The sequence below is a fragment of the Bacteroides sp. 519 genome, assembly GCF_010500955.1.
GTDB lineage: Bacteria > Bacteroidota > Bacteroidia > Bacteroidales > Bacteroidaceae > Bacteroides.
This window is the reverse complement of sequence record NZ_QVMJ01000014.1, coordinates 1-26,392: the sequence shown is the minus strand read 5'-3', so window position 1 is coordinate 26,392 and position 26,392 is coordinate 1. Positions and strand designations below refer to the sequence as shown.

Sequence of the window (26,392 nt, the reverse complement as noted above, 5' to 3'; positions counted from 1 at the left end):
CTTTTCCGAATAACTATAAATCATCCTTTTCTCAGGAGATCCCATCACTTGTAATATATCGTTTTCTTGAAAATAAAAAGATATATTGCCTAGTCCTATTAGGATAAAAATTCAAATCTATTAATTACAAGCGACTTAGGCAAAGATAACGAATTGTACGAGATATTTAATATCTTTCCCTCACTTCCTCAACACCTGCCTTCTATTCCCCTTTTCCCTATAACTAACATGCACCCACCTGAATCCTTTCTCGTCAATCAGTTGATCAAACGGAAGATTCAACGCTTGCACCAGTTCAAACAATTGTTTATTACCTGCAATGCTTCCGGTAGTAATATCGGCTGCTTCGCCAGTTAAGTGCTGCGAGTTTGGTGCTCCTTTCAATTTCCTATTTAATGCAGGAGATCGATATCCACTGTTTACGTATATGGGCTTGCCCCAGGCTTCGCGGAGCGGATCGAGTACATTGGTTACCAAACTGGTTAGCTTTTGAATGTGGTCGAGGGAACATTCGTTGTTTATTTTGTATTTCCAGGCTGTAGCGCTGCGACAGAGTTCCGGAAGGGTGAAGTGTTTCATTGGGTGATTTTAATAGAACAAAGAGGCTATCTCATTATAGATACTATAGATAGTTATTATGAGACAGCCTCAAATAGTCAATTTATATAGGTTCTTAATATATTTTCTTTACTTTTATCTTATCCATATCTTTATATCCATATAGATACTTTTTAAAAATAAAATAACCTGAACCATCTATAGAAGTAAAATAGATTGTATCATTCCTGATTACAGTGGTACCGCGATCTTCTCCAATAGACAAACCTGGTTCGGGGCTAATCATTAGAGAATAATCATTATTGCTATGCGGTGTTGTATCTATTGTATATACAGCGTCATCTATATAGAACTCCCAACTATCATAACTTCTAATCAAAGAAATATGGATGTAAAATCCAAAAAGGAAATATAGAATAACAGGTGCTATAAAAGAATTTACTAAAAAGAAAGTTACATAATATTTTTTTATAAACAGAAATACTATACTAAGAAACAAATTAATAATAAATACTATAGGAATAGCATAAATCAAAATAATAGTCATATCACTAGTAGGCTGGAAATATAACGTCCAAGCACCTATTAACACTATATCAATAAATAAAAGCCATAATAGCGTAACGAGATTTTTTTTTAGTACCTTTTTATTCATCATACGTTATTTTAATTTGGAACAATATTTCCATTTTCTATAGTATAATTACCTGCCGGAAGATTTCTGATTTGATTCCAAAATGACACTATTGAATGTCCTTGGTCTTCATCAGAACTGGTATCCTTGTAAATTGCTCCAGACATTTTACCATTTCCTGCTACTTTATCCTTGCTATGGGAAAATTGATAGGTAGGATTTACTACTGCAGTTTGATATTCTGGCTGATGAGGAGCGAAATCAGCTTCAAATTCAATAACGCTCATTGGAATACCCTTTTTAATTAAATATTGTGTTAACTCTGAAACATATCCTTTTGCGTACGCAGCACCCATGCTGTGAGTAATTATTTTTATTGTCTCTTTAATATTTCCCTCGCCATCGGTTATCATTTTTACTATCATTTCAGCATCTTTTTTTGCCTGTTCTTTTCCATATTTTTTCCTTTTCTGGGGATTTTGATTATCATTAAATAGGCCTCCTACTCCCCCATGACTCCCGTCTCTATATAATGGATTATGATCTTTCAAGTGATTCATTACAGCATCTGCAAATGCACCATCTTTGCCCCAATATTTCTTTGTCCCACCTGTTCCATTATGCATTCCATTTATGAAAATAACTAATCTTCCATCAATATCTATTGAATTCATCGGATTATTCGCACAATACGCATACGGACTAATCGAATAATACTTCTCCGCCAGCGGATCAACCGTCGTAAACCTCCCGATTGCCGGATCCATCTGCCTAGCATGATAATCATACAAATTCAGCCCACCAGTCCTATCCAGTTCCTTACCATTATACTTAAACCGTTGCTTCTCCTGCTCCGCATTCGGAGTTTCCCCGAATGTCATCCCAAACGGGTAATAGTGATTCTTCTGTACAGCAGTTCCACTACTATTAGCCACTACCCGGTTATTCCCCAGATGATCCGTCAGGTAGAAATGATAAACACCAGCTTCGATATAACCACCATCAACCAAAATCTGTTTCAAAGAACCATTCTCGTACACCTTGTTACCCACATAATCCGTATAGTTTGCTCCATGTGTAACTTTCAACTTTCGCCCATCAGCAGCATACGTGTATTTATTGGTAGCACCGTTAATGGTAAGTTCACCCGGTAAATTTAAACAATTATACACAATATTACTAATTCCTTTGTTTAAATCTTTGGTCATAGCACCATTTTTATTGTAAGCATAATCTGTAGCATTATCCTTATCATAAAAATCGTTCAATCCCGAAGCTACCGCAGGTGTTTTTACAGCAGCATCTACCACCTTGGTTAGTTGATTACCATTGTATGTCATTGACAGTTTATCCACTTGTCCGTAGCCCGAAGCCGTTTTTCCCCAACGTTCCAAAGCGGTAATATTACCATGCTTATCGTAAGTAACAGAAGGAACTTTGTAGTTGTTGTTTACAACTCCATTTACCAGGTATTCCGCTTTGGTCATCCGTGAGAGGTTGTCGTATCCAAACCTGTATCCCCGCAGCGTTTCAGTACCTATTTTCCAACTCATGGCAGATATATTACCACCATACTGCTTCGTATTACCGGCGTAGGAATCGTTGTAGTACAATGTCTGGTTAAACAACGGACTGCTGATAGATTTTACCCAAGAACGAATGTTGTAGCTGAATGTGGTCTTCAGATTGGCATGCGTATGCTTCTGGTTTATCTTCAAACGCCCCAGGTCATCGTAGGTATTATTGGCAAGGGTAACCTCTGTGCCTGTGTTCAGCTTGTGTTTGGTAGTCTTCAAACGCCCGGCATGATCGTACAGGTATGAGTAAACTTCCGTTTGGGTGGTCTTTCCTGAGGCAGTATGTACCAACTTGCGGTTCCTGGGCAGACCGGTGAAGTTGAGATTCAGGTACTCTTCGTCCAGACCCGCCAGGTGGTTAGTCGATTTGCTTTGAATCATTCTCCCCCGGTTGTCATAATACATGGAAGCATACAGGTAACCTGAAGCACCGGATGAACCCATGCGGGCGGTAACAGTTCCTGTTGGCAACCCCTTAGGATCGGCTGTAGACCGTACGCCGTAACCACTTGCTGCGGTATATGCAAGGGTGGACGGCACATTGTTCTTACTGATGAAACTGTAGTTGTCATAGTAAGTAGCCGAAAGGATAATGGGAGTGGTCAGCGTGATTCCCGACAGTGTATAGCCCATATAGCTATTGGTGACATTGCCCCAAGTGGCTTTCACAAACACGTCTTTCAACGGGGCAGCGGTATAGGTAAGGCTGTTTTTACAGGTACCACTCAATACTGTACGACCGAAAACGTCCGGGATAGTGAATGCCCATTCGCCTTTAAGTCGTTGCTCCCCATCCTGGCTAAAAATAAGACGTCCTGCTTTGTCATAGATATAATAAACCGGATCGCAACCGGGGAGCTTTTTGTAAATACAGCGATTGAGGCCGTCGTACTTATAGATGTATGCATATTTCTGCATGGAATCATTAGTATCACCAAAAATTGTCTCTGTTTCCCAAATTTGAGATAACAGCGGTGGCAACACATAGGCCAGGTTTCCCGCATTATCGTATACATAATAAGTAGAATGATAAGTACCATTAACAATCTGCTTGGACAGAACAAGTCGCCCAAACCTGTCTTTGAATTCATAAGAGACATTTCCATCTTCATCTAGGACTTTAACAACATGATAATCACCAGCCGAAGCACTAAATGCATTCATTATAAACCCATTACCCCAATAAAGTATATTACTACTAAGTTCTATCTCAGCACTGTTTTTACCACGGTATCTGTTTGCATAATAATCAGATTTTACCGATTTCCCATTTGTATGCCAATCCTGTCCGGGGCCTTTTTGTTCAACCAAACGGTTCAATGGAGAAAGTTCGTAGGCATTCAGGCTATAAGGGTTGGCATCCCCATTGTATGTACTACCGGCTTTAGTTGCTATGGTAGGCAAACCAACAAAAGCACCATTATTTGCGGCTACAACAGAGGGTAGCCAGGATTTGGATTCTCTACCATACAAATCGTATTCCTGATAAGTAACCAAATCCCCTTGAGAAGGTGTAACCCCTCGCTGAATAGCCTGCAACGGGCGACCAAGCCCATCGAAGTATTGCAATTGCTGCATGCACTGTTCAACGGTAAGGGAAGTTGTGTTTTGAGTAGCCACTGTTGGAGTTAGGGTCAGTGTGTAGTTCTGATCCGGGCTGGCAGCCAAATTGCTCTGCCCATATACTTCGCTCAATACAGTGTAGAGAGCCAGTAATGTAAATAATATAGTTCGTTTCATACTAATTTCTTTTATTGATTTTTATAATTGCATTTGTACTCTTGTACTACACGCTTATTTGTAGGCGACACAATGTTACCTTCATAGTAGTAAACCTCTTTCAACTGGCCCGGACCGTCATAATCGTAATAGGTGACTATGCCGGAAGGATCGGTCGTGGAAGCAACACCCACCAAAGGTTTGTATGTATAAGTAGAGACCATTGCCTGTTTCAGGTTCGCATGATCTTTCAATCTTCTCAGTTTCGACTCGTCGGGTTTGGCCTGTTTGGAAAGGGTCTTCACGTCAACACCAAATACGCTTTGCACAGCACCCTCTACCTGACTGTATGTAGCATTCTTTATTGCGGCAATGAGGTACCGGTAATTATAGCCCCATAAGAAAATGGTAGTCACACCATCGCTTGAGATTACTTCCACCGGATTTCCATGAAGCGAATAGCTTACTATTTTATCTTTAAGTACATACTGGGAAGAGGTAGATTTCGTATCCAACTCGTACACCTCGGCAGGCATAAGTATAGAAGAACCTTCGGGAGTGAATTCCTTGTAATCAATCTTATAGCCTGATATATTCTGATTGGCGGAGTTTGGGAACCGTCCACTATTCACTTCACTTATCACCGGAGTAAGTATATTCCTATCAAGCATTTGTTGAATAACAGTGGGTGTAGTACCATTATTATTAACCTGCGGATAGCTGAAATTGGTTGTCACCCATTGGCTACCATTTCTATGGCTATTCTTCTCAACAATTTGATTCCTGCTATTATAGATATAACTCTCAGATTCAGTTATCCCATCCCCTGCAGGGTAGTTAACAATAGACACCTGTTTCGACGTTAAACGGGAATAACCCAGATAGGAAATTTTGTGAGTAAGAAACTCGGCCACAGTTGTATTCATCGGATAAAAACCCCGTGGATATTTATTACTATATACATAATCAAGGACACCCCGGGAAGTGGAACTCCAGGTATTCTTCTCCGTTCTTATAGGGACAAAGTAAACATCATTGTATACATGAGCGTATTTGTAATCCACCTTTTCTTTCAATAGATTATAGAGATATGGTTTTGAGTCATAAACTAACACATTCCCGGAATATTTTGGTGCCTCAAAAAACAAGGTATCTATACCATTAAAAGTATAAATGTCATATTTGTATTCTGTTTTTCCTAAAGTCTTTTCAGGAGTAAACTTACCACCCTCATTGATATCTCCATGATATTCTGTTATAAGCGAATATACTACCGGAGCCCGTCCATTAAGCACTCTGCGAAAATTGGACGTACTGAAGGTGCATTCCCAGAGCCATTCATGGCCTAACATCCATCCGATGAACGGATGAGTAAAAGGTAACCTTTTTCCATTGGCATCCAGACCCAAAATCATATTGCGAATAGAGTAGTTATCCACCATATGAGAGGTGTAACCGGCATAAGATAAAATGGTAGGGTCTACTACGGCCTCTCCCAATCCTGTATGACGGTTAGGCGAATTAGGATATGTTTTCCCATAACGATACGTTTTCATGTCGGAAACTGTATTTTCTGCTGTATAATTGGTTATTTTACTAATCCTGAACCCTCCGCCACGAGCCTCTATTTTTCGTTTGGGATCATAAATATAATCACCATCGAGGGATGTTGAAGACAAAAACCAATGGTTTTCAAATTCAAACCGGGTAAAACCACCCGTAGGATATTGCAGAGTTGCAAGTACACCATGACTGTCAGGCCCACTGGGATACCGGTTATCGTAGGTATAACGGGATAACCTTACTTTATCAAACGGGCATACATCCTGTGATGTTTTATTTACTTTTGACATAGAACCTGGCAGGAAACTAGTATAATGGTTGAGATCGGGCTCTACAAACAAAGTAAATCTGCACACATCATACTGTGAACTGTATTGATTGGCATAACCCCAATGATCGGTACCTGCAAAAGAGAGAGGCAAACCGGTATAGGTACACTTATATACCTGTGAATTGGTATTGCCAGAGCCTTGAATAGTTACACTTTTCAATTGAGCCAGGCTTTCATTTGTCAGGCAATAGTAGTTAACCTTCTTGATATTCATGTTGAAAGAAATGCTCTTTACTGAATTATAGTCATCATGAATGCTTATGCTTTTTATATAGTTATGGGTGGCGGTAGTACTTTGGTCCTGATAGTTGAATGATATACCGCTACTACCATACCGAATGGATGAGAGAAGTTTCATTTTATAAGTATTGGAACTATATTCGGTTACAGGTCGGGCAATTGCCTCATTTTTCGTAAGTGGAATAAGATGGTGTTTCATCATTATACCAGTTTCCTCATATTGCCTGGCTCGTCCGCTATCAACTCCATAGGCATAAGAGAACAAAATGGGTTCTGTAGAATGAGGAAGGTCAATACGGCTGAGGTACCAGGAGACATAACAATTCCTGAATTTATCGTTCGATCCTATACTTGGAGTATCACTTCCATTAAAAGTATATTTCACCCCATCTTCATCAATAACGGTAAACGAATTTATTTTATGCATATCATAAGAACATGAGATCTTTATATTGGCATTGCCGGAAGTAATATAATCCAATGTTCCATCATAATTTTTGTCGATTATAAAATTGAAAGAAGTGCCATTAGGTAGGGTAGCAGTAAACTTGTCGTGAGCAAAATTACTCTCTTCAATGGTCTCAAGAACCAAATAAAATCTGCTAAGCTTATCCGTCTCTATTTTAAAGCCGCTCCATTCGTCCGGAATAGACTCAATGGTTCTTGAAATGCAACTGTTCGCAGAAAGCGACCAGCCGTTACCAAATACATCATAGTTATAACCCGGTTTGAGGGGTTGTGGTGTGTATCTCAGGATCAACGGTATTTTATAGCCCCTATGATCGATTTCGTACAACGGAATAGATACGTCGGGAATACCCATTGCGTTATTGACTCTATATTCACCATATCGTTTGATTGACTCTGCCTGTGGCGAGGTGGGAATTATTGGCATCAATGATTGCCCATTGTCTGCCTGGACGGCTAAAGAGATATTTAACAGTATAAATATCAAAAGCCAGTATCTGATTGTTTTTTGTTTCATAATTTTTTTTGTTTGCGGCAACGTGCCGCCGCGAAGTTTTCCCTGCGGCGTACACCTTGCCTAATTAATTCTCAATTTTCAATTCTCAATTCTTACAGACTCATCGCATTCGCCCCCAGCGCCCCTGCCAGCGCGCTTACCGCAGCAATTATCACCTTAAGAATCACATCCCATGCTTTACTATTTATCTTCATAATGTTTTAAATTTTTAATTTGTTAGTTACTAGTTTTAGTTTAATTCCATCTTTCGGAGAAGCATGCAGGAAGTGCTATTCACAGGTTCCTGCAACCTGTAAATCACTCTAAAAACTTCTCCTAAAAGATCGGATTTTACTTACAAGGTATCAGCATTGAAACCTCACCGTGACACGTTGCCGCTTAAGCCGTTGGATCAATCCATCCGCCGCCTGAATCATCGCCGCCGTCATCGTTACCGCCACCCGAAGAGCCGGTAGTAGTTTCGCCTTTGATAGCGAACTTTACACATCCTTCGGCACCACGTGTTGCCACTGTGCTATCGTTCACCAGGCGGAACGTATTGTCTGGCTTAAAGCGGACGTTTACCTTGTGAATGTTGCGGACTGTACAATCCTTTTCTTCCTCGGTGCCGGTACAATTAAACGACAAGAAGAAAGTTCCCAACCCCTGAATGTGCACCTTATCGCCCTGAGCAAGAAGCGTACGGATTTCGCGCGTCATGGCACGATTGCAGTGAAGCACATCGTCAATACTTAGCGAACCTATCCGCTCCATGCTTTTGGCAATAGATTCGTCGGTGTGTGTTCTACTCTTTCCCGGAACAAATTTGAGGTAATACAGTTGGGCCGATTCCGAGTTGCCCAATACCTTGTTGCGCTGATAGCGCTGTACTTGAATTTCCATTTTGTGTTTCGATTTTTTAATTAAATAATTTGTTTGTTTATCTCTTGTTACAGGTTTCGTCCATCGGGCCCTGATGGTATTTCTTCCTGATCACATTACAAAGGTACAACACGGTGAATAAAGCGTATCTGCGAAATTCTTATTTTGGAAGATATTGATCGTTTTTGCGAGATAATCTTTCATTTATTTTATAAGTCGCTGTATGCTAGCGGTTTAAAATCACTCCGTGTTGTAATGTTTCAAACTGCCTTATTATCAGTAACATATGGAGCATCGAACGCTTCGAATATCACCTTCACCTGTTTGGGTGTATACCTGCGAGTGTTTTCGCTGGCTCCGGCCAGCAGAAGATCAGCTTGTAGCTTCTTGTTCAATTTAATCCAGTTGTTGAAATTTTTAAGCGCAGTTGCTTTGCTCAGATTAGGCATGTACATCATAGCCAGTTCCGATCGTGTAAAGCTGCGTATCCCTAACATATAGTTAGCAACGAATACTTCTTGTTGAATTGATTCCATAATCTAGTTTTTTGTGTTAATTACCTGAATTGTTTTATTTCATTTTATCATTTTCATCCTACCGGGATAAGCGTTTTCTCCTACCGGGATAAACGCTTCGTGCTACCGGGATAAACGGTTTCTCCTACCGGGATAAAGGCTTCATCCTACCGGGATCACAGATCGCAATTTCGCCAGGGTTGTTAAGTTCTGATTTAACTATTCTTTTTTAACCGCAGAGTACGCAGAGTTTAAGATTCAATGCTGCATAGAAATTAAAAACTCCGCGTTAATCTGCGAAACTCTGCGGTTAAAATATTAGAACTTAACAGCCCTGCCCCTCAGTCCAAATTTGCTTTCGGCCAGTCGTTTTTGCAATAACTGATAGCCTTGTGTGGCCCGTTGCTGGTTAGCCTCGAAAGCTTCGGATTGTGCATACGCATTCCAATTGCGAATCTGGTTTTGCTGCTCCTCCATCCTCTGTTGCCTAAGGTAAGCCTCGGCCGACCGGCGCCTGTTTTTATCATATTTCCCCAACCAGGTGAGTATTACATTACCGTCGAAACGGCCGTAAAGCTCGCCCAAGATACCATTTTTGGCCTGCTTAAAAAACAACTTGATATCGGCAATAGAGTAGTTGGGATACGATTCCAGCATCAAACTAACCGTATCGGTAACCTGTTCGCCGGTCATGGTGCATACCGAAAAGAAAGACACAAACTTGGCCATCCATTTGGTCATCATCATGTTGAACCGTACATCGCCCTCAATATTGCGCACTTCGGCCAATGTAAGTCCGTTCTCGGCCATGTGGTTAAATACGTCAATATGGTTTTGTACGTCAAGCCTCTCCCAGTATAGCGTTGGCAAGGTCTTCAAGAGCTCTAATACTTCCTGCTTGCTGTGTGGCAGGGGTATTTCGGTTGGCGGAACCGTACTGTATGTTGGTTGTGTTGCGTTGTTGTTCATCTTTCATGTTTTTTTTAGTTATCCAATAATTTGCTTTGCTTTTCCAGTTTTTAATGGCTGTGCCTGTTGTGGTTTCCCAGCCTACACCATCAAAGTGATAATAAAACAGTTCGGCTTCTCTTTCCCAATTATGTGTTTTATTAGTAAAATACAATTTTATGTCATTTATGTCAGGTGGTGTGTGTGGTAATAACTCACTAGAGTTATTACATAGTTTTTGTTTTTGTTTTTGTTTTGGTTTATCGCGCGTTCTTATATATAAAGAGTTTTCAGGGTAATTAATGAGGTCTTTTTTCCCTTGTTTAATGAAGTGTTTAGGTGCTAAAACTTCGTAAGTTGTTTTGCTGTTTCTACCCTTTTCTGTTGCGTAGCTAATAAGTCCGGCATCGGCTAAACTTTGTCTGGCAGTTCTTAACGTTTTTGGGGTTACTCCCAATTCGGTTGTTAATCTGTTGTCATTTCGGCTCCATGATTGTAGCCATCCCAGTCGGTTGGTAATCTTCAATAAGTAAAAATAAAGTCGGGTTTCTGTACCGGTAAATTGGTGGGCTTCATCGTGTTCCCAAAATGCGTTGATTAATTCAATGTAATTCATTTAATTCTCCTTTCCTTTTTTAAGGTATCAATAATAATGATATTATCAACACCAGAATAGTTATTATCTGTTTAATTTCAGCACAAACATAATGATATTATCGGTTTTTGAGAAACAAAATATCATTTTATCTATTGATATTTTTAATTAATTAACTATCCGAAACGGGTCATTTAAGAAATTAATAGCAAAAAAAGTAGGCTATGTCAATTGTAATCAATACATTTGCACATTAAACTCAATTACATTAAACAAGTAATGTATGGACAATAGCGGAAAAATATCAAGATTAAGAATAGCTTTTGAGTACCTCAAAGAAAATGGGATTGCAAACACCCAGGCAGAGGTTGCCCAAAAGATGAATGCTGCCGATGTTACCATTTCGCGTGCCTTTAATGGGAACGAAAAATATCTGACAGATAAATTCCTGAAACGCTTTAACAGAGGCTTTGGAGAGATATTTAATCTAAACTGGCTTCAACGCGGAGAAGGAGATATGCTTGTGCCCAATAAAGTTTATACCCCTACGCCCGAATTAGCTACACCTAATTTAGCGCTAGAGAGTAATGTTGATTTAATTAAGCCCCCAAAATATCAAACAGACGAGCTTTATCTTGAAACCAAAAACGGCATGAAATACTATGCGCAGGGAGGGGGGAAATACATTCTCAGGGTGCCACTTGTGCCATACGATGCTTATGCCAGGTTTGAACATGAGGGGTCGCTGGAATTAGACCGCGACGAATGGGAAGAGGTTGATTTTGAGGTCGATGTAATAGGCAGAGGCAACTACATGGCTTTTAAAGTACGGGGCGATAGCATGGACGATGGAACCCGGAAAAGCTTTGCGCAGGGCGAAATTGTGCTGGTAAGAGAACTGGAACGCATTTTCTGGAGAGATGAATTAAGACTAAAACGATATCCATACTGGGTAATAGCTTTTGGTAATTCGATATTACTAAAACAAATCACCGAACAGGATTTGGAAACAGGTGACATTATTTGCCACTCACTAAATTCGTCGCCAGAATACAGAGACTTTACCGTAAATCTGGACGAAGTACAACTGCTGGGTAATGTGATTAAGAAAAAAACATTGGATGTAGACTATTGATGAACTGGACGAAAATTCAGTTACCGAGGAATTCTCGATAACTAAATCTCCCCAAAGATAATTTATAAAAACATGAAAAAAATTGCCATTCTCTTATTTTGTTGCATTTATGGTTTAGCCTTATCGGCACAGGGTAAGCCGCTGAACCTAAAAGAAATAACTTCTGGAAAATTCCGTGCCGAAGGTATTCGTGGGGTAACTCCCATGGCCGATGGCGAGCATTATACCCAGATGAGCAGCAACAGTACACAAATTATTAAATATTCTTTTAAAACGGGCGAAGCTGTTGCTACTTTGTTCGATGTTAGTACAGCGCGCGATGTCGATTTTAAAAGGATAGACGGTTATCAATTCTCGCCCGACGAGAAGAACATTCTTATCCGTACAGAAACCAGTGCAAAGTACCGTCACTCTTACACGGCGGTGCATTATATCTATAATATCAAGAATAACAAAGTCGAGGCACTGTCGGATGGCGGTCCGCAGGAGGTTCCTGTGTTTTCGCCCGATGGCACAATGATTGCTTTTGTGCGCGATAATAACATCTTCCTGGTAAAATTGCTGTACGGTAATAGCGAATCGCAGGTAACAGAAGACGGTAAGTTCAACGAGATTATAAACGGTGCACCGGATTGGGTGTACGAAGAAGAATTCAGCTTCAACCGTGCGCTTGAGTTTAGCGAAGACAGCCAGATGCTTGCCTATATCCGTTTCGACGAATCGGCAGTACCCCAGTTCTCGCTAGAACTTTATGCAGGCGAAGCACCTCACATGCATCCATTCGAGCTGTATCCCGGACAGTACACATATAAATATCCAAAAGCAGGCGAGGCGAACTCGAAAGTAACAGTTCACTCGTTCGATATCAAAACAAGGGTAACGCGCAAAATGAATCTTCCGCTCGACGAAGATGGTTACATTCCACGCATCCGCTTTACCAAAGATCCTAACAAACTGGCTATTATGACCATGAACCGTTATCAAAACCGGTTCGACCTATACTTTGCCGATCCGCGCTCTACTGTTTGCAAATTGGTGCTGCGCGATGAAAGCCCGTATTATGTCAATGATAATGTGTTAGATAATATCATCTTCTACGAAAAAGGATTCAGTTCGCTTAGCGAGAAAGATGGATTTGCGCATCTTTACTGGTACAACATGAACGGCACACTGGTAAAACAGGTTACCAAAGGCGAGTTCGAGGTAAAACGTTTCTTGGGATGGGACGAGAAAACAGAAACTTTTTACTACGAAAGTAACGAAGAAAGTCCCTTGCGAAAGGCTGTTTACAAGATTGACAAGAAGGGAAAGAAAACCAAGCTGTCCGAAAAAGCAGGAACCAACACAGCTATATTCAGCAAAAACCTGAGTTACTTTATCAACACCTATTCCAGCATAACAACTCCGGCCGAGATTACGCTTTGCGATAACAACGGTAAAACATTAAAAACACTTGTTGATAACAATAAGCTGAAACAAACCATTGCCGAGTATGCTTATCCTACAGCCGAGTTCTTTACATTTACAACATCGCAAGGGGTTAGTCTGAATGGTTATATGGTTAAGCCGATAGATTTCTCGGCATCGAAAAAATATCCGGTACTGATGTATCAATACAGCGGACCGGGCAGTCAGCAGGTAACCGACAGTTGGGGTGTTGGTGGCGGCGGTGGCTGGGAACTCTTCATGGCCAACAAAGGGTACATTATTGTATGTGTTGATGGTCGGGGCACTGGTGGCCGGGGTGCCGAGTTTACCAAATGTACTTATCTGAACCTGGGTGTAAAAGAGGCACAAGACCAAGTAGAGGCGGCCAAATACATGGCCAACCAACCGTATGTTGATAAAGCACGCATTGGCATCTGGGGATGGAGCTTTGGTGGTTACATGACCATTATGAGCATGAGCGAGGGTACGCCAATATTCAAAGCCGGTGTTGCAGTTGCTGCCGTAACAGACTTTAAGTATTACGATACAATTTACACCGAGCGTTTTATGCGCACCCCGAAAGAAAACGGCGAAGGCTATAAAGCCAGTTCGGCTTTTACACGCGCCGATAAACTAAACGGCCACTTATTATTGGTTCATGGCATGACCGATGATAACGTACATTACCAAAACTGTGTTGAGTATAGCGAGCACCTGGTGCAACTAGACAAACAGTTTGATATGCAGATATATACCAATCGTAATCATGGCATCTACGGTGGCAACACCAGGCACCATTTGTTTACGAAGTTAACGAACTTCTTAATAAATAACTTATAAGTTGAGAGTTGAGAGTTGAGAGTTGAGAGTTACGATGCCGCATGGCAACTCTCAACTCAACTCTCAACTCTCAACTCTCAACTCTCAACTCAATGGCACGCAAACCCGAATGGCTAAAAATAAGTATCGGCACAAACGAACGATACACGCAAACAAAACGAATAGTTGAATCGAACTGCTTGCACACAATTTGCAGCAGTGGCCGCTGTCCTAACCTGGGCGAATGCTGGGGAAAAGGCACAGCAACCTTTATGATTGGTGGAAATATATGTACACGCAGTTGTAAGTTTTGTAACACACTTACCGGCAAACCTTTGCCGTTGGATAAAGAAGAGCCCGCCCATGTGGCAAAATCTATTGCGTTGATGAAACTTACACACGCAGTAATTACATCGGTAGACCGCGACGACCTGCCCGATCTGGGTGCAGCTCATTGGGCCGAAACAATTAACGAGATAAGAAAAGTAAATCCGGATACAACAATCGAAGTGTTGATTCCCGACTTTCAAGGAAGAGAAGAACTGGTACAACTAGTTATTGATGCACGGCCCGAAATAATATCGCACAACATGGAAACCGTAAAGCGGATATCGCCATTGGTGCGAAGTGCAGCCAAATACGAAACAAGCCTTGAAGTTATCCGGCAGATAGCCGCTAATGGCATCAGTGCCAAATCGGGTATCATGGTTGGTCTGGGCGAAACGCCTGCCGAAGTAGAAGAGTTGATGGACGATTTGCGAATTGTTAACTGCAACATTCTTACCATCGGTCAATATTTACAGCCCAGTCATAAACACTACCCTGTGGCCGAATATGTTACGCCCGACCAGTTCGACCGTTACAAAGCCATCGGCCTGCAAAAAGGATTTACACAAGTAGAGAGCGCGCCACTGGTACGTTCTTCGTACCATGCCGAAAAACACGTAATGCATCGATAGCACTAAACTATTCAGTTAATACTTTGTTCTAATCATAAGAAAACATTAATAGAAATGAGCCATCGGATAAATCTTTCCTCATCATTCAATACGTCGCTGGGATTTGCTCCGGCAATCATCACTATTTTGCTTGGTGAGTTTATGCCCAAAGACCTGGCCATATACATAGGTACATTGGCCGGGGTGGTTTATTCTGCCTTCAACCTCTATAAAAAGCCCAAGCCATTACCTAGCTTTATACTTTATACGGTTACGGTTATCCTGGCAGTTTTCTCGCTTATTTCTTTGTTTAAGATTACTTCCTGGCCCAACAACAGTTTGGCTATGGCGCTCGAAATATGTATTGTACTGTTTTGGTTACCTATCTACTTATTGCAGAACCGTATGCTAAGCTATTTCCGGCAAAAAGCAAAATCAACCGGTAAACGGTATTATATGGAGGCTTCCGTATCGGCAATTGTGTCTATCAGAATCACCTTGATCATTGCCTTTATACATCTTGCTATTTTCACCATACTTGTTCTGTTTACCCATACCATGAGTACAGAAATTATGTGGGTATTGCAGGTGTTATTGCCCATACTGGTATTTGTAAGCAGCATAGTGTTCAATCAGTTTGCTATAAGAGACTTCAACCGATCTATGTCTACCATGGAGTTTGTTTCTGTAGTAAACGAAAAAGGAGATGTTATAGGAAAGGCCATCAGAAACGATGTAAAAGACCTGAAAAGCGATGTAACTGTCCCCATAGTGCGCATTGCTGTAGAAAGTCAGGGCATGTTGTTTCTTGCACGCAACAACCGTGTTAACATGGTTGAGTGCGATAAAACAGATACTCCACTCGAGGATTATATTCTTTATAAGGAATCGATAGAGAATGCCGTTAAAAGGGTTTTAGCCAAGGCTTTTCCTGCCCACGGTGAGCTCGATCCGAGATTCAGTATCAAATATAAATTCAAGGACGATAAGCGTAGCCGACTGGTGTACCTGTTTATCCTTCACCTGGACGATGACAGTATTTTGTGCGATAATTGCTTTGTTGGTGGCAAATTATGGATGTTGCAGCAAATTGAAGATAACCTGAATAAGAATTTTTTTTCCGGCATTTTTGAGTATGAGTTTGAACACCTCAAGGAGGTGGTTGAGGTTAGGGAGAGGTATAAATAATAATGGTTTGATTATTATCTAAAACTCGGATAAATGTATGCTTGAAATTTGGTACAGACTCAGTATTGCCAGGAACAATCTCTTTAGTTCTCTGGAACAGAGAATTTCCATTTGTATAAGGATCAGTGCTACTCCATATATTATCAGGCCGGAGTATAAAGGATCTATTTCCTGTATTCTTTATAATAAGGTTTCCGGCTTGTAACTCAAAGCGAATTGTTGTACCGGAAAAAGGTATATCTTCTGATGATGTATACCATTCATATTCCATTGTTATATTCAATAATCTCTTTACCAAAAAGTCTACATTAGTATAAGGATTGCGTAAGTAAATGGGTTGAGTGTCCAGTTTCCTAATCCATGCAGCATTAATGAATGCTTTATGTAATCGCGGATAAAGACAATCAAAAATAGTTTTATTAGATTTGCTGTAATCCTTTATATATCCTTTTTCTCTCAATGCGCCAGCTATACAGATTTCCCCTCGGCAATCGTCAACATGTTTACCGGTACCACATTCTATTGATTTCTTTTTCTCTTTACAGTCTGATTTACTGAATGCCATTTCCGACCGTTCAAAATGAGTCAGAAACCACTGTTCGAACGAATAGGATGAGAAGGCGATAAAAACAGAAGAGTTTTTTGCATGGCTGAATGCTTCTTGTGGAGAATGATGTCCATCCTTATCGAATACTGCCCATCCTTCGATAAATCCATCTTCCTCCATAAAAAGTTGTACTTCGCGAACGTAACGTAGTGGCTGTGCCTTATATTTATTGTAATCAGCCTCGTTTGTTTCCTCCTTATAGTAATATTTGTAACTTGGAGGATTTTCAAGCTTTTTAGTCTTTCGCTTTGAATTCTTTTCAAAAGCTTGTATTTCAGCAGCAATTGGTAGTACTTTTATTTCCGAGTACAAACTGGGATCTGTACGCCTTTTAGCAGATTCGAAATAATTGAACTCTGTATCTGTGCCTTCACAGATTATTATAATGTTATTTTTAGTCTTTTTTGGTGCTCTCATCCCCATTAAATATATAGTCTATTTCGCCAAATTGTGGTAATGCTCCAAAACGTCCCGATTTATACCAACGGTCGAATGGGATGGAAATTTCTATACCTTCAAAGTCCTGAGCAGAAAACAATTCAGATACACCATTTTCCTTTTTTTCGGTAAACCATATCTGGTCGGCACGCATCATACTATCACTTATAATGGAAGTATCGTGGGTTGTTATTAATAGTTGGGCTTTATGAGGGTTACTTTGGGGATTCTGAAATAGTTTAACTAATAATTGAAACAACTTTGGGTGAATGGTTGTATTCATTTCATCATAAAGAAGGGTACTTCCTTTATCTAAAACGGAAAGTATACGTGCTCCCAATCCGAAAAGGATTTTGGTTCCGGCCGATTCGTATTTTATTGGCAAGTTCTCTTCTCCTATTAATTCCTCGCCATTATATTTACGATGAGTGAGTTGTATGTCCCATTTATTATCTTCTATTAGGCGTTTTTTTAGGTTGTCGGACATATTTTTCGGAAACTTAAATTCTGTTTCCGAGAGTTCTTCCATACTTATATTTATTACTCCTATATCTGCTATAGTTAGTAACCTTTTTAATCTTCCAAATAAGAGGGAGGAGTCGTTTTTAAGTATTTCTTTTGCAGCCTTTTCATTACGAGATTTCATATCAATGGAATCAGCAACAGGTTCTATCTCCATTTCTTTAAAAAAAGAGAAAATCTTTAATATAGTTTCCTGCGGTTTATTCCCTATTTCTGAAAGGTATGCGTGGTTTCTTAAAACTTTGATCTCTAATCCCTGATCTTTCAATATTTGTCCTAAAGCTACAGTATGTATATCTTCTTGACCACTTGGATTTCTGGTAAATAAAGGAGTTTTGTTTCCGTTCGAGAAAAGATATAATGACTCGGACAATATTGTATTGTTGTTATATTCAATATTGTATTCATATTTTTCTTTGTTGACAATAAAAATCAAACTAAACTCAACAGCATCATATTGGGCTTTTTCTTCAAAACGAAAAGGCTCATAACAATCTATCTCGTCATCTAAATCATATCCGCGCGAAGTTACAATTAAGAAACGTATTGCACGTAATGCCCAAATAAGATTACTTTTTCCTGAAGCATTTGCACCATATACAGCAGCAGTTTTAAGCACATTAATCTTCTCGCCATCATTTAATTCAATGGTTGAGTAATTGTCTTTTAGAAATTCATTCTCAACTGCAATAAATGTAAATTCAGTGATATCTTTAAATGATTTGAAGTTTTTTATTTTCAACTCTAATATCATATCCCGTATATTTTATTTTTTAGTGAAACAAGTAACCTAAGCAAACATACATAAAATTCTTCAACGTTTTACCGAAACAAGAGAAATATGCAAGGCACTTTATTTAAATCGGGTGTCTTTTTTTGCCAGTCCTTTATTGATTTTGTTTTGATATACTCATCCTCGCAGGTGAGGTTAGCAGCTATACAAAGTTTTGTTTGCGGCCGACAATTCTGCAATATATCTTCCAGCATCTTATTGTTTCTGTAAGGTGTTTCAATAAACAATTGGGTTTGATTATCGGAATACACACCCTGCTCAAGCGATTTTAGTTTTCTGATTCGCTCGCCCGAGTCGATTGGCAGGTAACCATGGAAAGAGAAGCTTTGTCCGTTGAATCCCGATCCCATTATGGCCAACAATATAGACGATGGCCCAACCAAAGGAACTACATTCAGGTTTTTATGCTGGGCTATGGCCACTACATCGGCTCCCGGATCGGCAACAGCGGGACATCCGGCTTCGGATATCACTCCCATGGAATTGCCCTCGGCCAATGGTTTCAGATAGCCGGATATATCCTCGGGAGATGTATGCTTGTTCAGCGTATAAAAGGTGAGGGTATCAATATCTATATCCCTATCTACTTTCTTAAGGAAGCGACGGGCTGTACGTACATTTTCTACAATAAAATGGCGGATATTTAGTATTATTTCCTTGTTATAAGGAGGTAGTACGGTATCAATTTCGGTTTCTCCTAATGTAACAGGAATCAGGTACAAAGCAGTTTTCATGCATTTAAGTTTTTGAGTTTATAAGTTTTTGAGTTTTTAAGTTACTGTGCAGGTTTATAACCTTAAAAACTTATAACCTTAGAAACTTAAAACCTTAAAACCTTAAAACCTTAGGGTTTAAAATCAGATTCATCCAACAACAAATTATAATCTGTCATATCAAGAAGTTGCTGAAGAGTTACTTTTTTATTGTGTTTCATATACGAAGAAACAATTTCAAGCCCCATCCATGTTCCTATTTGTGCAGGACTGTTTTCTCCGAAGAAATCTATATAAGGATATGTACGGGTGTACCGGCGTATTACCATGGGGTCTGTAGCATAAAGTTGCTTACTGGATACCAGGTATTCCCATACTTTCTTTTTATTTTCTTTGCACCAGACTCTCTCCTCGGCCGAATATCCCATAATGGCTTCGGATGACGAATAGTTAAGTAGCTGTTGGGCTACATAGTTTATCTTTCCGAAATGAATCATTATTTCCAGTAATGTACGTCGGCTGGTAGGTGGTACGGGGTAATAGCTGCCCAGATAGAATACAAAGCAATCGGGTGCAATCCGGTCGGGACGCATGGATCGTGTTTGATATTCGTAATAATAGCGGGTGTACAAAGGGTAATCCTGCCCCAGGTATTTATCCAGACTAATACCTACTAATGTATCGTTAATAACAACAGAATTGTTTAATGCCGATACCTGTGTATAAATCTGAGGTATTTTAATTGCAGGCACTTCCTTCTTTAGCTTTTTGAATCCTTTTTCCAACTCTTCATCCAGCGAATCAAGGTTTCCGAATTTGCTTTCCACATCTTCCATAATGTGCAGAAGTATGGTATCCGAATAAAATGCCAGCAGTTTCTGGTTGATGTCATCGTCGCTTACCTGTCCTATTTCAAGTATCTTCTCAATAAGGATTTGGGTTTGACGAGAGTATTGGGTATTCATTTTTTGCAAAGCAGGCAAACTGTTCAAGCGCACATACTCGCTTTGCAAACGATCGTAGCGTATTATGGTAAACTCATTATCTCCCTTTGGTTCCATAATCATTTTGTCCATGCGGCAAGAGCCGAACAGAAATGGTATTAACAGGAGTATAATTAGTTTCATAGAGTTGCGAGTTACGGGTTACAAGTTACAAGTTATAGGCTATAAGTTTATTTGAAACTCGTAACCCGTAACTTGTAACTAATTAACAATTAACCGTATATAATGTTCCCTTGGTCGTCTTTATATTCGTCGAGTCCTTTTTCGTAGGTAGCCATAGCCCTGAGGCTCATACCTACGCTCGAGAAACCACCATCGTGATACAAGTTCTGCATAGTTACCTTGCGTGTAAGGTCGGAGAACATTACGATACAATAATCGGCACATTCGTCGGCATCGGCATTTCCCAGTGGCGACATGCGATTGGCAAAGTCCAATAGCTTATCCATACCTTTAACTCCCGATCCGGCAGTTGTAACGGTAGGCGATTGCGATATGGTGTTTACACGCACATTTTTTTCGCGTCCATAAATGTATCCAAAGCTTCTTGCAATAGATTCGAGCAATGCTTTGGCATCGGCCATATCGTTGTATCCAAAGAAAGTACGTTGAGCTGCTACATAGCTAAGTGCCAGGATAGATCCATACTCGGCTATTGCATTCATTTTCTTTGCTACCTGTATCATTTTATGGAAAGACACAGCAGATACGTCCAGGGTTTTATCAAGCATATCATAATCCAAATCATCATAAGTACGTTTCTTACGTACGTTTGGCGACATGCCTATAGAGTGTAATACAAAATCAATCTGTCCGCCTAAAACTTCCATAGAGTGTTTGAACACATTTTCCAGATCCTCTACACTTGTAGCGTCGGCTGGAATCATTTCGCAATTAAGTTTTTCGGCCAGTGCAGTTGTTTCTCCCATACGTATAGCCATAGGAGTATTTGATAATGTAATAGTAGCGCCTTCTTCTACGGCTCTTACGGCCACTTTCCAAGCAATCGACTGCTCATTAAGGGCTCCAAAAATAATACCTCTTTTACCTTTGAGTAAATTGTAACTCATACCTATTTTTAATGTTAAATTTGGTTGCAAAGATAATACAATTAGTTACAAGTTACAAACAATTAGTTACGAGTTACAAATTACGAGTTACAAGGTTATGAAAACTATTAGTAACTTTGCTACTCGTAACTCGTAACTCGTATAACAATGAAGAAGTTAATTATATTCGACCTTGATGGTACTTTACTAAATACAATAGCCGATTTGGCCCAGAGTGTTAACTATGCACTCTCTAAGCTGGGATTTCCAACGCATAAAGAAAGCGCATATAACTTTATGGTTGGCAACGGCATAAACAAATTGTTTGAGCGCGCTTTACCCGAACACCGTAGATCGAAAGAAAATATAATAAGAATGCGTCAGGAATTTCTATCCTATTACGGCAAACATAATATGGATAAGACTCGGCCGTATCCGGGAATCAGCAAATTGTTGCAAACGTTGCAGCAGCGGGGCACAATGCTTGCTGTGGCTTCGAACAAATACCACGAGGGCACAAAGAAACTAATCGACTTTTATTTTCCAGAGATAAATTTCGCAGCCGTCTATGGGCAACGCGAAAGGATATTGCCCAAGCCGGACCCTACTGTTGTTTTTGATATAATGAACGATACAGGTATTCCAAAAGAGGAGATTTTGTATGTAGGTGATTCCGGAGTGGATATGCAAACAGCAAAGAATGCCGGAGTTACAGCTTGTGGGGTAACCTGGGGATTCAGACCGATTGAAGAATTGCAAATGTTTAATCCGGAGTATATTGTTGATACAGCAGAGGAGATATTGAGTATTGAGTGATGAGTGATGAGTGATGAGTGATGAGTAATGAGTGATGAGTAATGAGTTTGAGTGATGAGTTCCATGCGGCATCGCAACTCAAAACTCACTACTCATCACTCAAAACTCACTCAACCACTATTTTCGCTTCTCTAGTAAGCGATAATGTTGCTTTATCGTTTTTGGGTTTCCAGAAAATACGTGTTCCTTTACCGTTATATGGTAGTTGTGCCGAACCGTTTGCTGTGAGATGTTGGTTTTGTATGGTGCAGTTGCTAAACTTCCATTCTCTCAGTCCATCTAAATCTGCATATAGATTTTGTATGGTTGTGTTGGTTCCGGAAAAGAGATAGCGGTTTTGTTCCGACAGTACCAACGAGCCAATTGTACAGTTTTCAATATAAATACCTCTTTCCGTATCTATTTCGAGCGAGTCGATTGTTACACTTTCCATTGTCATGTCGGTTATTGATTTGTTCTCAATCCGGATGAATGTTTCAGGGATCTCCAATTGAATATCAACTGGGGCAATACTAAATTCAGAATCAGCTCCTAAGGTTTCGAAATCAACTTTCAGAAAAAGAACATCATTCTGTTTCTTTACTTTTATATATTCGGAAGCCGGATAGGTTATTTTGCCCGTACTGCCAACTGGCGCCTGCGTTACTTTAAAATCACCATTTTTGGGCATCCTGAACCTGACAGGGTAGATTGAAGACACTACCACTTTTTTCACTCCATCAAGTTCTGTTGTTGCTGTTGTTTGGGGCATATCGATTGTTTGATAATCTAATTCCTTCCCGAAATAGGATATAAGACTTATTATTCCTACCAGGATGAAGAGCATACCGCCCAAATACACGCCTATCAATATATATGTTGTACGTTTCATAATTTAATATCAATTTAAGTTTTTGAGATAATCCTGATACATCTTGCTTAAATCTTCAATAGATATATTCAGGGTATGTAGCTGTTTAAAGAAGTATTCAACTTCATCTTTAAGAAAGGTTTCCCGTCGCAACGAAAGAATTAACTCTTTAGCTCCCGGCGATACAAAATAACCTATACCACGCTTATTGAATATTATATTCTGCGATTGCAAATAATCGTAAGACCGCATGGTGGTGTTGGCATTCACTTCCACTATTCCGGCATATTCTCTTACCGAAGGTATGCGCTCTTCTTCTTTGTATTGGTCAATAAGTATCTCATCGCAAATTCGATCTGCTATCTGGAGATATATTGCCTTGTTTTCTTTAAAATCCATACGCTAAAGTCGGTTAATGATTTCTGATTCTTTAAATCGATAATACGCAAGCGTCCAGTTAAACAGGGTGAAGAAAACCATTATGCACATTCCTATTGTATTCGCGGTTTCAATACTGATATCAAATTTTTCTATATAGATGCTCTCGCCAATTAGTATTCTTACAGTTACAGCAGCAAACAACGCATAAGTTAGTATAATTCCCAAGCCGGCAGCAAATGTTTTTACGAAAGAGTTTTTAGGCCATACAGCACTCCCTAAAAAGAAGAACGACTGGGTAAAGAAGTATAGCAATAACAGCTTTATAAACATTTTAACATCCGGCATCAAAGAGTATTGTGGAGAGTATACAACTAAATGTTTCAGGCTAGCTACATGAATAGTTGTATTTGGAAACATTATTTTGGAAATCAGCACTCGTGTATAATCTGCAAGCATAAATGCAATAATAAATGCAACCGCATATACTAGTGTGTATATCATCCAGCGCGAAAAGTATTTCTCGAAAGGAGTAGCCGAGGTCATCATTACCGACAGTCGGCTTGTTTTGCTCTTCAGGTTGCTAAAGGCCATCGATGCGAATATCAGACCAAATATCCATCCTAGCGATACAAAGTATGTCAATGAATAGGTTACCATCGGATCATCGGTTGCAAATTCAGGATACCATTGGTATTTGAAATAAGCATTCGCAACAAATAGTACAGCCATAATACCATACAACATAACCAGGCGAAGCAAATTAGTTCTCCAACTCTCTACCATCTCTTTGCGGCAAAGATTCATAAAACGTGAAGTGCTGAAAAATGTATCTTTAATCATAACTTTTACCCTCCCTGATTATTTGTTAAACAATGATTTAATTTCGCCCGGCTTAGCTAATACTGCATTGAAGAGTAGTTCGAGATTCAACTCGGTTTCTTCTTTCTCTTCGTTGGGCAGGAGCAAATAATTACCTTGAAGCGATGGAGAGGAGAACAATGCTGTTTCGGCCATTCCCGGATTGGTGCTTTCAAGGAATAAAAGTTTCTCGCATATTTCATAGGTCGATTCATCAAGAAGAATCTCATTATCGCCCATTATCAAAACATGATCAAGTACTTTATCAATATCTCTCACCTGGTGGGTGGATATGATGATTGATTTGTTATCAGTCATACCGGATGAGATAAACTTTCTGAACTGGCTCTTTCCGGGGATATCTAATCCGTTGGTGGGTTCGTCCATGATAAGCAATGAAGTATTGGTTGCAAGGGCAAAGCTCATAAATACTTTTTTCTTTTGTCCCATGGATAAGGCACCCAGGTTTAAATCAATGTTCAGATCGAAATAATGCAAGTACTGCACAAGCTCTTCTTTGCTAAAGCGAGGATAGAACGGACTATTGAGCTCAATGTAGCTTACTAATGATATTGGAGGCAATTCAAACTCTTCCGGAACAAGAAACATATCCTGCAATGTAACCGGTAGCCGGCGACGTACATCGGTATTGTGAAACATCACACGCCCACTTTTGGGAGTAAGCAAACCTGTCATCAGATAAAGAAGGGTCGATTTTCCTACACCGTTCTTTCCTAGTAAACCATAGATTTTACCTTCTTCAATAGTAAGAGAGAAGTTGTTTAAAATCGCCTTCTTTGATTTGCGATAAACAAACGAAAGGTTGTCAACTGTAATCATATATTAAGCATATTTGTGTATTAGTTAATTAGTACACTGCAAAAGTAATGGTTCTTTTTATATCTGCAATAGCTTAAAGCAAAAAAGTGAAAAAAGAGTTGAAATTTAACATTATAGCCTGTTGACCTGATACTATCATTTTCTGACTAATTAAGAGCATTATGTCTTTCTACGATTGCATACATTTGTAGATTATCAAATCGTTTAATAATAGATCTATGAAATTTTATTCTTATTTACTGCTTATTCCTATTCTTACTTTACTAAGCTGTAACAGTAACCCCAAAAAGGAAATCACGATCAACAACCCGCTACCAGTAAGCTTTGGCGATCCGTTTATTCTTGCTGCCTCCGATGGCAAGTACTATATGTATGGCACTTCAGGAGAAAATGGTTTCCGCGTATATTCATCGACCGACTTAACCACTTGGGAAGATCAAGGTATAGCATACACTGGTGCTACCCCAGATTCCTGGACAGTTGATTGTTTCTGGGCACCCGAAGTTTACGAACGAAACGGAAAGTATTATATGTGGTACAGTGCCAACTGGAAGCACAATCCAACCAGCGAACTTGAAAACTTCCGTATTGGTGTTGCCGTTGCCGATAAACCTACGGGTCCATTCAAGGAAATGAATAATGGTCCTGTTTTTGATCCGGGATACCCGGTTATTGACGCAAACCTGCTGTTTGATGATGAAAACAACAAGGTATATCTCTATTACTCTCGTTGTTGTTACAAACACCCGGTAGAAAGTGAAGTAGCCAACTGGGCCAGAGAGAAAGGATGGTTCGACGAAATTGAGGAAAGCTGGATATATGGCGTAGAGCTTAAACCAGATTATGCAGGTATTATAGGAGAACCGGTATTGATATTGCGTCCACCTGTAGAGATGAAAGATGCGCAAACGGAATGGGAAAGTCGTTCTGTAACAAGCAAAGAGGTAAACCGTCGATGGACAGAGGGCTCATTTATATTCAAAGAGAAAGATACTTATTATATGATGTACTCTGCCAATTTCTTTGGAGGTGCCAATTATGCTGTAGGATATGCTACTTCAGCAAATCCATTGGGTCCTTTCCAAAAATCGGCTGATAACCCTGTACTGCAAAAGAATATTGAGGCTAACGGAAATGTTACTGGTACCGGGCATAATATGGTATTGAAGCTAGCTAACGGGCAAATGCTTTGTGTTTATCATGGCCGAACTCAAAACACTGGAGATAAACGGATGGTATTTATTGATAAAATGGAAATTCAGGATAACAAGCTTGTTGTTCATGGGCCTACAACTGGTTATTAATTTTAGACACGGATTGCGCGGATTGCACGGATTTCAAATGCACGGATATAATTTAATCCGTGTTCTTAAATCCGCGTAATCTGTGTAATCCGTGTCTAAAAAACACAAACTAGCATAAACAAAGAAATCCCTCTCAATCTTTCGACTAAGAGGGATTCTCATTAAAACGGCAACTACCTACTC

Annotated in this window: 24 protein-coding genes; 6 read left to right on the top strand and 18 right to left on the bottom strand. The window is 39.8% G+C overall.

Going from position 1 to position 26,392, the window contains the following annotated elements; all coding sequences use genetic code 11:
• Positions 1 to 180: 180 nt before the first annotated feature.
• The 9 genes from D0T85_RS12540 to D0T85_RS12500 form a co-directional block, all read right to left on the bottom strand.
• Entirely contained in the window at positions 181 to 579 is a 399-nt protein-coding gene (locus D0T85_RS12540; RefSeq protein WP_163213722.1) for a D-Ala-D-Ala carboxypeptidase family metallohydrolase, read from the bottom strand.
• Positions 580 to 673: 94 nt separating this feature from the next.
• On the bottom strand, positions 674 to 1,216 hold the full coding sequence (locus D0T85_RS12535) for a hypothetical protein (RefSeq protein ID WP_239060711.1): 543 nt from the start codon (positions 1,214 to 1,216) through the stop codon (positions 674 to 676).
• Positions 1,217 to 1,224: 8 nt separating this feature from the next.
• Complete coding sequence (locus tag D0T85_RS12530; RefSeq protein WP_163213720.1) at positions 1,225 to 4,509, bottom strand: DUF6443 domain-containing protein; 3,285 nt, start codon at positions 4,507 to 4,509, stop codon at positions 1,225 to 1,227.
• A gap of 11 nt (positions 4,510 to 4,520) precedes the next feature.
• On the bottom strand, positions 4,521 to 7,607 hold the full coding sequence (locus D0T85_RS12525) for a hypothetical protein (RefSeq protein ID WP_163213718.1): 3,087 nt from the start codon (positions 7,605 to 7,607) through the stop codon (positions 4,521 to 4,523).
• 92 nt (positions 7,608 to 7,699) lie between these two features.
• Entirely contained in the window at positions 7,700 to 7,801 is a 102-nt protein-coding gene (locus tag D0T85_RS12520; protein WP_163211228.1) for a smalltalk protein, read from the bottom strand.
• Positions 7,802 to 7,985: 184 nt separating this feature from the next.
• Positions 7,986 to 8,489 carry a DNA-binding protein gene (locus D0T85_RS12515; RefSeq protein ID WP_163213716.1) on the bottom strand — a complete coding sequence of 168 codons (504 nt, stop codon included), beginning with the start codon at positions 8,487 to 8,489 and terminating at the stop codon, positions 7,986 to 7,988.
• 239 nt (positions 8,490 to 8,728) lie between these two features.
• A complete protein-coding gene (locus D0T85_RS12510) occupies positions 8,729 to 9,004 on the bottom strand; it encodes a DUF4248 domain-containing protein (protein WP_163213714.1) in 276 nt (91 codons plus the stop codon).
• A 297-nt stretch (positions 9,005 to 9,301) separates the two neighbouring features.
• Entirely contained in the window at positions 9,302 to 9,793 is a 492-nt protein-coding gene (locus D0T85_RS12505) for a DUF6633 family protein (protein ID WP_163213712.1), read from the bottom strand.
• 31 nt (positions 9,794 to 9,824) lie between these two features.
• Positions 9,825 to 10,547, bottom strand: coding sequence for a hypothetical protein (locus tag D0T85_RS12500; protein ID WP_163213710.1), 723 nt, complete (start codon positions 10,545 to 10,547; stop codon positions 9,825 to 9,827).
• Positions 10,548 to 10,809: 262 nt separating this feature from the next.
• On the opposite strand from D0T85_RS12500, the gene D0T85_RS12495 reads away from it, so the two are divergent.
• The 4 genes from D0T85_RS12495 to D0T85_RS12480 all read left to right on the top strand — a co-directional run bounded on the left by D0T85_RS12495 (position 10,810) and on the right by D0T85_RS12480 (position 16,034).
• Positions 10,810 to 11,661, top strand: a complete 852-nt coding sequence (locus tag D0T85_RS12495) for a S24 family peptidase (RefSeq protein WP_163213708.1) — start codon at positions 10,810 to 10,812, stop codon at positions 11,659 to 11,661.
• A 72-nt stretch (positions 11,662 to 11,733) separates the two neighbouring features.
• Positions 11,734 to 13,929: a S9 family peptidase gene (locus tag D0T85_RS12490; protein ID WP_163213706.1), complete on the top strand. Its 2,196-nt coding sequence runs from the start codon at positions 11,734 to 11,736 to the stop codon at positions 13,927 to 13,929.
• Between the two features lie 41 nt (positions 13,930 to 13,970).
• A complete protein-coding gene (gene lipA / locus D0T85_RS12485; protein WP_163213704.1) occupies positions 13,971 to 14,867 on the top strand; it encodes a lipoyl synthase in 897 nt (298 codons plus the stop codon).
• 54 nt (positions 14,868 to 14,921) lie between these two features.
• Positions 14,922 to 16,034 (top strand): hypothetical protein, encoded by a 1,113-nt coding sequence (locus D0T85_RS12480; protein ID WP_163213702.1) that lies wholly within the window; start codon positions 14,922 to 14,924, stop codon positions 16,032 to 16,034.
• Here the strand turns inward: D0T85_RS12480 and D0T85_RS12475 are convergent.
• From D0T85_RS12475 to D0T85_RS12455, 5 genes are all read right to left on the bottom strand, one after another.
• Complete coding sequence (locus D0T85_RS12475) at positions 16,015 to 17,058, bottom strand: RloB family protein (RefSeq protein WP_163213700.1); 1,044 nt, start codon at positions 17,056 to 17,058, stop codon at positions 16,015 to 16,017. The genes D0T85_RS12480 and D0T85_RS12475 overlap by 20 nt on opposite strands.
• On the bottom strand, positions 17,036 to 18,355 hold the full coding sequence (locus tag D0T85_RS12470) for an ATP/GTP-binding protein (protein ID WP_163213698.1): 1,320 nt from the start codon (positions 18,353 to 18,355) through the stop codon (positions 17,036 to 17,038). Before D0T85_RS12470 ends, D0T85_RS12475 begins: the two co-directional genes overlap by 23 nt.
• Positions 18,356 to 18,423: 68 nt before the next feature.
• Entirely contained in the window at positions 18,424 to 19,128 is a 705-nt protein-coding gene (locus D0T85_RS12465; protein ID WP_163213696.1) for an SAM-dependent methyltransferase, read from the bottom strand.
• A 110-nt stretch (positions 19,129 to 19,238) separates the two neighbouring features.
• Positions 19,239 to 20,234 carry a gliding motility lipoprotein GldB gene (locus D0T85_RS12460; RefSeq protein ID WP_163213694.1) on the bottom strand — a complete coding sequence of 332 codons (996 nt, stop codon included), beginning with the start codon at positions 20,232 to 20,234 and terminating at the stop codon, positions 19,239 to 19,241.
• Between the two features lie 89 nt (positions 20,235 to 20,323).
• Positions 20,324 to 21,181, bottom strand: coding sequence for an enoyl-ACP reductase (locus D0T85_RS12455; protein WP_163213692.1), 858 nt, complete (start codon positions 21,179 to 21,181; stop codon positions 20,324 to 20,326).
• Positions 21,182 to 21,328: 147 nt separating this feature from the next.
• On the opposite strand from D0T85_RS12455, the gene D0T85_RS12450 reads away from it, so the two are divergent.
• Positions 21,329 to 21,976 carry an HAD family hydrolase gene (locus D0T85_RS12450; RefSeq protein WP_163213690.1) on the top strand — a complete coding sequence of 216 codons (648 nt, stop codon included), beginning with the start codon at positions 21,329 to 21,331 and terminating at the stop codon, positions 21,974 to 21,976.
• 106 nt (positions 21,977 to 22,082) lie between these two features.
• On the opposite strand, the gene D0T85_RS12445 is transcribed toward D0T85_RS12450, so the two are convergent.
• The 4 genes from D0T85_RS12445 to D0T85_RS12430 are packed head-to-tail and all read right to left on the bottom strand — an operon-like array spanning position 22,083 to position 24,905.
• On the bottom strand, positions 22,083 to 22,847 hold the full coding sequence (locus tag D0T85_RS12445) for a hypothetical protein (RefSeq protein WP_163213688.1): 765 nt from the start codon (positions 22,845 to 22,847) through the stop codon (positions 22,083 to 22,085).
• Between the two features lie 9 nt (positions 22,848 to 22,856).
• Complete coding sequence (locus D0T85_RS12440; protein WP_163213686.1) at positions 22,857 to 23,225, bottom strand: GntR family transcriptional regulator; 369 nt, start codon at positions 23,223 to 23,225, stop codon at positions 22,857 to 22,859.
• Between the two features lie 3 nt (positions 23,226 to 23,228).
• Positions 23,229 to 24,047 carry a hypothetical protein gene (locus tag D0T85_RS12435; RefSeq protein WP_163213684.1) on the bottom strand — a complete coding sequence of 273 codons (819 nt, stop codon included), beginning with the start codon at positions 24,045 to 24,047 and terminating at the stop codon, positions 23,229 to 23,231.
• Positions 24,048 to 24,065: 18 nt separating this feature from the next.
• Positions 24,066 to 24,905 carry an ATP-binding cassette domain-containing protein gene (locus D0T85_RS12430; protein WP_163213682.1) on the bottom strand — a complete coding sequence of 280 codons (840 nt, stop codon included), beginning with the start codon at positions 24,903 to 24,905 and terminating at the stop codon, positions 24,066 to 24,068.
• 218 nt (positions 24,906 to 25,123) lie between these two features.
• On the opposite strand from D0T85_RS12430, the gene D0T85_RS12425 reads away from it, so the two are divergent.
• Entirely contained in the window at positions 25,124 to 26,209 is a 1,086-nt protein-coding gene (locus D0T85_RS12425) for a glycoside hydrolase family 43 protein (protein ID WP_163213680.1), read from the top strand.
• The last annotated feature ends 183 nt before the right edge of the window (positions 26,210 to 26,392 follow it).